This is a genomic window from Cohnella laeviribosi DSM 21336 (genome assembly GCF_000378425.1).
Taxonomy (GTDB): domain Bacteria; phylum Bacillota; class Bacilli; order Paenibacillales; family Paenibacillaceae; genus Cohnella; species Cohnella laeviribosi.
On record NZ_KB899867.1, the window covers coordinates 1 to 8,088 of the forward strand.

The 8,088-nt window shown below is 59.3% G+C and carries 4 protein-coding genes; 3 read left to right on the plus strand and 1 reads right to left on the minus strand.

The window, feature by feature from the left end:
* Nucleotides 1–294 precede the first annotated feature (294 nt).
* The 3 genes from F560_RS0120935 to F560_RS0120945 all read left to right on the plus strand — a co-directional run bounded on the left by F560_RS0120935 (nucleotide 295) and on the right by F560_RS0120945 (nucleotide 2,030).
* Nucleotides 295–1,128 (plus strand): carbohydrate ABC transporter permease, encoded by an 834-nt coding sequence (locus F560_RS0120935; protein ID WP_019007691.1) that lies wholly within the window; start codon nucleotides 295–297, stop codon nucleotides 1,126–1,128.
* A gap of 66 nt (nucleotides 1,129–1,194) precedes the next feature.
* The gene (locus F560_RS0120940; RefSeq protein WP_281167189.1) at nucleotides 1,195–1,740 is read left to right on the plus strand and encodes an alpha-L-arabinofuranosidase C-terminal domain-containing protein; all 546 of its coding nucleotides are present in this window, start codon (nucleotides 1,195–1,197) and stop codon (nucleotides 1,738–1,740) included.
* A 26-nt stretch (nucleotides 1,741–1,766) separates the two neighbouring features.
* On the plus strand, nucleotides 1,767–2,030 hold the full coding sequence (locus F560_RS0120945; RefSeq protein WP_019007693.1) for a DUF6171 family protein: 264 nt from the start codon (nucleotides 1,767–1,769) through the stop codon (nucleotides 2,028–2,030).
* Between the two features lie 146 nt (nucleotides 2,031–2,176).
* Here F560_RS0120945 and F560_RS23935 read toward each other — a convergent pair whose 3' ends face one another.
* Nucleotides 2,177–7,747 (minus strand): S-layer homology domain-containing protein, encoded by a 5,571-nt coding sequence (locus F560_RS23935; RefSeq protein ID WP_019007694.1) that lies wholly within the window; start codon nucleotides 7,745–7,747, stop codon nucleotides 2,177–2,179.
* Between the last annotated feature and the right edge of the window lie 341 nt (nucleotides 7,748–8,088).

The window sequence follows — 8,088 nt, forward strand, 5'->3', positions numbered from 1 at the left end:
AAGGAAACGGCGTCCACACCTCGAGAGGCAGAACGAAGGAATGTAAGGGCTAAGACCCAGCGTGACATGGGAGGGTAAGCCGTCGGGGGAATAGAGTGGATATCCAGAGTGCGGTCATACGACTCATCCATAGATTGGGAACAGCGTCCCAACCTCTATTCCCGCCTCCGGCTCCTCCAGAAAATTATGTCATAGCTACATGACTTATCCATCTTTCAGGATGGTCGATGGTTGAAAATCTAAGAACGAGTGAGAAAACGCGAGAAAACATTAAATAATAGTGGGAGGATTAAGATGAGAAAAGAAATCTCGATCCGCATCGTCCTCTTTGCTTTTTTCGCCGTTCTATGCGCGCTTGTGCTGGTCCCGTTTTACGCGATCGCCTTGGGCTCCTTCAAGCCCGGCAAGGAGCTGGTCCGCAACGGGCTGAATTTGAGCCTCGATCTGTCGGTCATGAGCTTCGACAACTTTGTTTTTCTGTTTACGGGAAACCACGCTTATTTTCTTTGGTTCTTCAATTCCTTTCTGCTGACGATCGTGCAGGTAGCCTTGACCCTGCTGGTCAGCGCCTTCGTGGCATACGGGTTTGCCGCTTACGAATTTAAGGGGAAAAATGTTTTGTTTATTTGCGTGTTGCTGATCATGATGGTGCCGTTTGAAATTTTGCTGCTGCCCCTGTATAAATTGACGTTCGACCTCGGCCTGATGAACACGTTCTCGGCCATCGTGCTGCCGGGCGTCGCGAACGCCTCGACGATCTTCTTTTTCCGGCAATATTTAAGAGGCATTCCGAACGAAATCATCACGGCCGGGCGGGTCGACGGAGCCAGCGAATACGGCATTTATTTCCGTCTCGTCATGCCGATCATGAAGCCGGCCTTCGCGGCGATGGCGATCCTGAACGGCATGCACAGCTGGAACAACCTTCTTTGGCCGTTTATGGTGCTCAGCGATTCGAACAAGTACACGCTGCCGATCGGGCTGAAAACGCTGCTGACGCCATACGGGAACAATTACGATTTGCTGATCGTCGGCTCGTTTTTCTCGATTTTGCCGATCTTCCTTTTGTTCGTAGGGTTCCAGAAATACTTTATCGACGGCATGACGGCAGGAGCCGTAAAAGGTTAGCGGAACCGGGACGGTTGCGTCTCTTCCGACATCCAATTATTCAGAGCGGGGGCGAACCCGGGGTTTCTGTACCAGCAAAACACGCTGCGCGACGCGTTGATCGCCGGGATCAACCTTAACCTTTTCCACAACTATTCGAAGCGCGTGAAGATGGCCAACATCGCCCAAATGGTCAACGTGCTGCAGGCGATGGTGCTGACGGAAGGCGAGAAGATGCTGCTGACGCCGACGTACCACGTCTTCGACATGTACAAGGTGCATCAGGATGCCGAACTGCTGGAGGTGGCGTTCGAAAGCCCGGCGTATACGATGGACGGCGTTTCGATTCCGCAGCTTAGCGTGTCGGCTTCGGTCGATGCGCAAGGCGTCATTCATCTTTCGCTCTGCAATCTCCACCATGCGGAGGGCGCGGCGTTAAGTTGCGAGCTGGACGGAAGCGGCGCGCGCAGCGTATCCGGTAAAGTGCTGACGCATGCGGCGCTGAACGCGCACAATACGTTCGAGAAGCCGGACGAGGTCGCGCCGGCGGACTTCAAGGGCGCGGCCTTCGCGGACGGGAAGCTCCGGATCGAATTGCCGCCGGCTTCCGTTGTCGTGCTGGCGCTGGCATGACGGCGGTCTTCGGGGAGAGGGCGGAGATGCCGCGCCCGGAAGGATGCAAAGGCTGCTCGGAAAGCGTCCGCGTATCGCCGGAGAAGCTCGAGCGGCTGATCGAAATCGCCGTTCGGGGCCGTGATGCCGCGCCGGAGGCGGAGGCTGCCCGGCGTCTGGCGCTTTGCCGGGCGTGCCCCGGCCTGCAGTACGGCACGACGTGCCGGTACTGCGGCTGCCTGGTCGACGTCCGGGCCCGGCTCCGGGATTCGCGCTGTCCGTATCCGGGCGCTTCCAGGTGGCATAGTTGAACCGTCAGGAAGCGGCGAGGTGAAGGCAAAGCCCCCGGCACTGCAGGAGTGCCGGGGGCTTTGCCGTTTCGGGAAGGGCAGGGGGAGTCCCCTCGCGTAGCCTTTGGTTCGGCCGAGAAGCCGAGTCGGAAAGCTTTATTTTTGCTTTACTTTTGCAAAAGCGTGTAGACCAGCTTGGCGAGTTCCGCGCGGCTCAAGCCGCCCTGCGGATCGAACCGGTTGCCGGCTTTTCCGTCGACCAGACCGAGCGCTTGAGCCGAACGAATCGCATCCGCAGCCCAAGAGGAGGCGTCGGACAGGTCGGCGAAGCCTGCGGCTGCTGCCGGCACGGATGTGTCCGGCGACATGCGTTCGTATGCCCGCATCAGCATGACGACCGCTTCCTCGCGCGTGATCGTCTCGGTCGGGCGGAACCGGCCGCCGCTTCCTTTGACGATGCCGAGCTCGGAAGCCTTCGCGACAAACCCGGCATAGTAAGCGTCCGGCTTCACATCGGCGAACGCCGATGCGGCGTCCGGTTCGAGATAGCCGAGCGCCCGGACGAGCATCGTGGCGAATTCGGCCCGGGTTACGGCGAGGGAAGGACCGTAGCGGCTGTCGTCGATGCCCTTTACGATGTGCTTGGCGGCAAGCTTCTGCGCATAGTCCTGCGCCCAGCTTCCGTTCATGTCCGCGAATGCTTTGCGGTATTCCAGCACCGCGTAGCCGGAAGCGCCGGTCGTCTCGAACGCAACCTCGTCGCCGTCAAAGGCGCCACCAATATAAACCGGTTTTCCGTCCTTCAACGCATATACGCCCGCATATTCCGGATCGAGCCCGGCTTCCTTGAGCGACAGCCGAACGGTGACGGGCGCCGCGAAGCCTGCGCCGCCTGCTGCATCCGCCTCGCCTGCTGCGCCCGCCAGGGACGCCGCGAAGAAGACGCCCGTTTGCCGGTAAGCGGAATCGGCGTTCAATGCCTTCGCCCATGCCTCCTGGCCGGCGGTATCCAACGAGCCGCTAAGCGTCAGCACCATCTTGCCGCTGTCTGCGGTTTGTCCGGGCCATGCGGCGGCCGGAATTTCCAGCTCTCCCTGCGGGAAGGCGATCACCGTCGTCCGCGCGCCCGCTTTCAACGCTTGTACGCCGCTTGCAGGGAAAAGAAGCCGGAACGTATCGCGGCCGTCTTCCGGCGCGATGCGAATCTCGACCGGACCGGAACCGGCCTTCGCTGCGGCCGCTTCCAACGCTTTCGCGTCCACGGCGTAGTCGCCTTCGCCGTTCGGACGGACGCTGATTGCGCCGTCGTTTCCGCCGGGGGACGGCGCGACAGGACCGGGGTTGACGGGACCGCCGCCGTTTTGGCCGGTATAGAATCCCCAGATGTCGGACAGCGTGGCGCCGCTGTGGTCATCCTGCGCCAGCACGTACCATTCGTAGTGCCGGTTCGCCTCGAGTCCGGTCCACTTTACGGTCGCCCGGGAGCCGCTTTGAACGTGTTCGGCTTTGCCGATCAGTTGATCCGTATACACGTTGGCGGCGAAATAATCGGTCGCCACGCGCTTGTTCATCGCGCCGAGGTCGACGTCCATGTCGAATTCGTCCTTGCCCGGATATTCGGCCGGATCGTAATAGTTGTAGTCGTCCAAATACGGCGAATACGTTTTGACATGGATTTTGTTGTGGTCCAGATCGAACTGCAGCAGGCGGATATAGCCGAGACCGCCCATTTCCGCTCCCTGATAATCGGCGAGAATCTGGTACACCTTGCGGTCGGGTATGCCGTCGCCGTTGTCGTCGATCTCGTCGACCAGCGTTTCCGCGTCGTGGTAGTGGCCGCTCAGCGTGGCGATGACATTCTTGTTCGGCACGACGACGCGCTCGAAAATCTTATCCGCGATCGGAGCGCGGTTGCCCGATACGAGCAGGTACTCGTGAAACGCCAGAATCGCTTTGCGGTCCGGATATTGCTTGACGACGTCGTTGACCCAATCGATCTCGTCGTCGCCGATGTTCCAGCCCATATAGACGATGATAAAGTCGTTGCCGCCGGCGGAAATCAGGTCGTAATGGCCGCGGTTGTTCTGGTAGGAACCGCCGTAGGTGGGCTGGTTCTTAAAGCGGTCTTCGCCGTAATGCGCCCAGAAGTGGCTGTAATCGCCGCTCTGGTGCGAGACGTCGTGGTTGCCGGCCAGCACGCCGTAAGGGATGCCGGATTCGTCCAGAGGCTTCATCGCTTCGTTCGCGTTGATCCACTGGTATTCCTGATCGGCATCGTCGACGATGTCCCCGGTGTGGATGACGTACCGGATGTTCATCGCTTGCTGCTGATCTACGACCCATTGAACGTTTTTCTTGTAGATCTCCGGATAGCTTTCGGAATAGTACTGCGTATCCGACATCCAGACGAAGGTGAAGTCGTACGGGTCCTGCGACTGCGGCATTTCGTCCTGGATCATGACATGGATTTGGCCATCGGCATTGTAATCTCCCGCCTTGACGGTCGCGGACAACGTGAAATCTTCGCGGCCCGCGATTTCGCTGTCCAGCGGAACCCATTTGCTTGCGGCTGGGCTCCAGGCGTACAGGCTCACCTTGCGTCCTTCGAGCGAATGGCCCTTCCATTCGATATCCACCCGGTCGGTCGGCTTGACCGAAGGATCGAGCGTCAGCTCGAAGCGTTGATATGGGAATCGATCGGACGAATCGGAGACCAGGTATTGGCCGTCGGCTGCGCCGATCTTGCCGTAATCGTCGGCGGACATCGGCTGTTCTCCGCCCGGCTGCAGTTGCTTCGGCGGCTCGGTGTCCGATGCGCCCGCAAAGCCCCGGAAGCCGTCCTTGCGGTTGCTGTCGTAACGGAAGCCGCGGTAGAAGGTCGCGGACATCGGGTCGTCTGTCGGGTCCTTGACCGTGACCGTCAAATCCGGCTGCAGCGATACGTTCTCTTGTCCGTTTTGCGGCGAGATAAGCGCCGGCTTGTCCGGATTCTCGTTCGGTACATCGAATCGGACGGTAACTTCGTTTACGTTGCCTGCATGATCCGTCGCTTTGATGTACAGCGTATGCGTTCCGCCGGCCAGCTTGCCGGAGGAGGTTTCATACGGCAGCGCGATCGCCTTTCCGTCCAGCGAGGCTTCGACCGACCGGACGCCCGCGAGGGCATCCGTGACGGCCGCATCCAGCGTAAACGCGCCGCGATATGTTTTGCCCTCCTCGACGGACGGCCGGATGGCGGGCGCGGTATTGTCGATCGTGACCTCCGCTTCCGCGGATGCGCCGCCGGGGGCGGTCACGGCCAGACGATGCTTGCCGTCGGCGGCCGATGTCGTATCCCAGTTGTAGGCTTTGGCGCCGAGGTGGCTTGCGTTCAGCTCGAAGGTGAAGTCGATCGCTTCGTTTCTTCCCGCGCTGTCGCCCATTTTCAGTTCCTGATTGCGGTCGGCGTAAGCGGGATCGTACAGCACGGTGCCGTCCGCCAGCACAAGACGCACGTTCCGGATTTTGAAGTCGTCTTTGTTTTCCTCCGGCCGGTCGTCGAACGGTCCGGATTTCGAGCCGGCCCGGATCGAGATGACGTTGCGGCCTTCATGAAGCCGTGCGGCCTCGATCGGGAACGTCAGCGTCGTATACGCGTTGATCGGGTCCAGAAAGGTGTACAAAATATCGTTGCCCATCGTCACGGCGTTTTTGAAATAGTAGTTCACTTCCGTCGCTTCAAACGCGAAAAAGGCGTCGTGCTCGAGGGCGCGGTACGTGTCCGCAACTTCATGTCCGTCGACGGACAGCTTCAGGTCGTCTGCGTCCAGTCCGTTCGCCGCCGCCTTGATGACGCTTGTGCCGCTCAATACGTCGCCGTCCTTGACGTTCAGCCGAACGGGCGAGCTGTCGAGGCTGCTGCGGATGGCGACTAGGCGTACGTCGGAGACAACCGTATGCGTGCCGTCCGATACTTCGAAATAGTAGGACACATACGCTCTTCCGATCATTTCCGGCGAAGACACCGTATAATGGTACATCGTATCGTTGTAATCTTCGTAAAGGTAACGCTTCGTATATTCGTTGTCCCGGTCGGTCTTGTAATACAGGGCGACCGACTTGACCTGTTGATCGTCCTGCGCGTCCGCGACGATTTCCAGCGATTGCGACTGATCAATTTCCGTTACGCCCGTCCTATCCTGCAGCGTGGGCGCTTCCGTGTCTTCCCTGACGCTCACCGGCTGGGCGGGGATTTGCGCGCTGGTGACGGTTCCCGGCGAAGCGGCCACCGTTCCCGTGCTTAAAGGCGTCATCGTCGTCCCCTCGGCGGGGTACATATAGTGCGTTCCCTTGTTTTCCACGTTGGACAGGCTGCCGTCGTAATAGGCCGATACGACTTCCTTGTGCGTGTTCGTGCCGATGACGATGCCTCTGCGCGAGGTGTTGGCCATGCCGTCGCTGTATACTTTGACGATGTCCGTGCCTTCCGCAAGATTCGTGCCGAATGCCCGGTTAAAGTCGTCGACGGTCAGATCGCGGTTGGCGCTGTTGATGACCCAGAACACCATCGTATGCATCGGGGCGATGACGAGGTCTTCCCGGTCGGTCGGCCAGACGACGTCGGCCTCCGGTCCGGAGTCCGTATAGCGGTAATAGATTTTGTAATCTTTAAAATGAAATTCCCGGTCCGTATTATTGTAGACCTCGATAAATTCGTACCCGTCCGCTCCATTCACGTTGCTGCTGTTCGGCAGTAGCTCCGTGATGAGAAGAGGAGGAAGCTGTCCTGCTGGTTCCGGGCGCTTGACGATTCGGACCGTATACTCCGCCGTGCGCACCGGATCGCGGTCTCCGTCTTGCGCCTCTATGTAGTAGCTGAGCAGACTGCTTCCGGCGAGCGCTTCCTTCGGGACGGCCGCTTGATAGACGGCTCCCGACACGCTCATGGGAATCGCGGAATAGGTTCCGGCCGTATCCGTCTTGTAGTAAACGGAGGCCGATACCGACTGCTCGGCGCCGGTAATGTCCGCGCTGACGACATAGTCCGCGTCGTCCGTCGTTTCGGCGGCCGGCGTGTGGGCGATCGTAACGGCCGATCCCTCGGCGTAAGGGACGAGCTGTTCCGGCTGAACCGAGCCGGGATTGGCCGGGACGGTGCCGGGGTTCGGCATCATGACCATCGCTGTGGAACCCGGCGCGGGGTGTTGGTAAAAGATCCCCTTGTCCGGCTTCGTCTGATCGTCATTGTCGTAAGAGGCCGAGACGATGACGTTTCCGTCCCGGTCCCGGATCTGAAGCGTCCGGGGACTGGAATTGTGCATTCCGCCGCCGCCGTTTACGCGGAACAGATCGACGTTCTCGATCAGGCCGGTGCCGAATACGCCGTTAAACGCTTCGGCGGTCTCGCTTGTGTTGTCGTTGTTCATGACCCACAGCACGATCGCTTTTCCCGGGTCGATGAACGCATCCCCGCCGCTTGTCAGCGTCCACTGCGTTCCTGCGCCATTGTTCACGTAAAACAAGCCGTAGTCCTTAAAATTGACCTTCTCGCTCGAGTTGTTGTACACCTCGATGAATTCGTAACCGTCGACCGAAAGACCCGGCAGGTTCTTCGTGTCCGGCACAAGCTCCGTAATCAGCAGCTCCGGCGCCGGGGCCGATGCTGCGGCCGCGCTTCTTTCCCCGGGGGGAAGCCATCCGGCCAGAAGGCTGCAGACCAATCCGATGGCGCACCATTTTCGAAATCGTTTCTGTCTCATGCGCAGTTCGATCTCTCCCATCTTTTTCTTAGTATCGTTAAAAGCATACTTTTTATTTGTAAGCGCGGGATCAATCGGGCGTAAACGCAGCATCAAACGAACGTTAAATGCCCCCGCAAGTGTACTGAGCGGACTACATGACGGGTTGGCTTCGGGGCTGGCAGCAAAGAAGGGTACTAGGCGGACTACATGGCGGGTTGGCTTCGGGGTTGGCAGCAAAGAAGGGTACTGGGCGGACTACATGACGGGCTGACTATGGGGCTGGCAGCAAAGAAGGGTACTGGGTGGACTACATGACGGGCTGACTATGGGGTTGGCAGCAAAGAAGGGTACTAGGCGGA

Coding starts and splice junctions, on each gene's coding strand:
- F560_RS0120935 (WP_019007691.1), top strand. CDS start 295: ATGAGAAAAGAAATCTCGATCCGCATCGTCCTCTTTGCTTTTTTCGCC.
- F560_RS0120945 (WP_019007693.1), top strand. CDS start 1,767: ATGCCGCGCCCGGAAGGATGCAAAGGCTGCTCGGAAAGCGTCCGCGTA.
- F560_RS23935 (WP_019007694.1), bottom strand. CDS start 7,747: ATGAGACAGAAACGATTTCGAAAATGGTGCGCCATCGGATTGGTCTGC.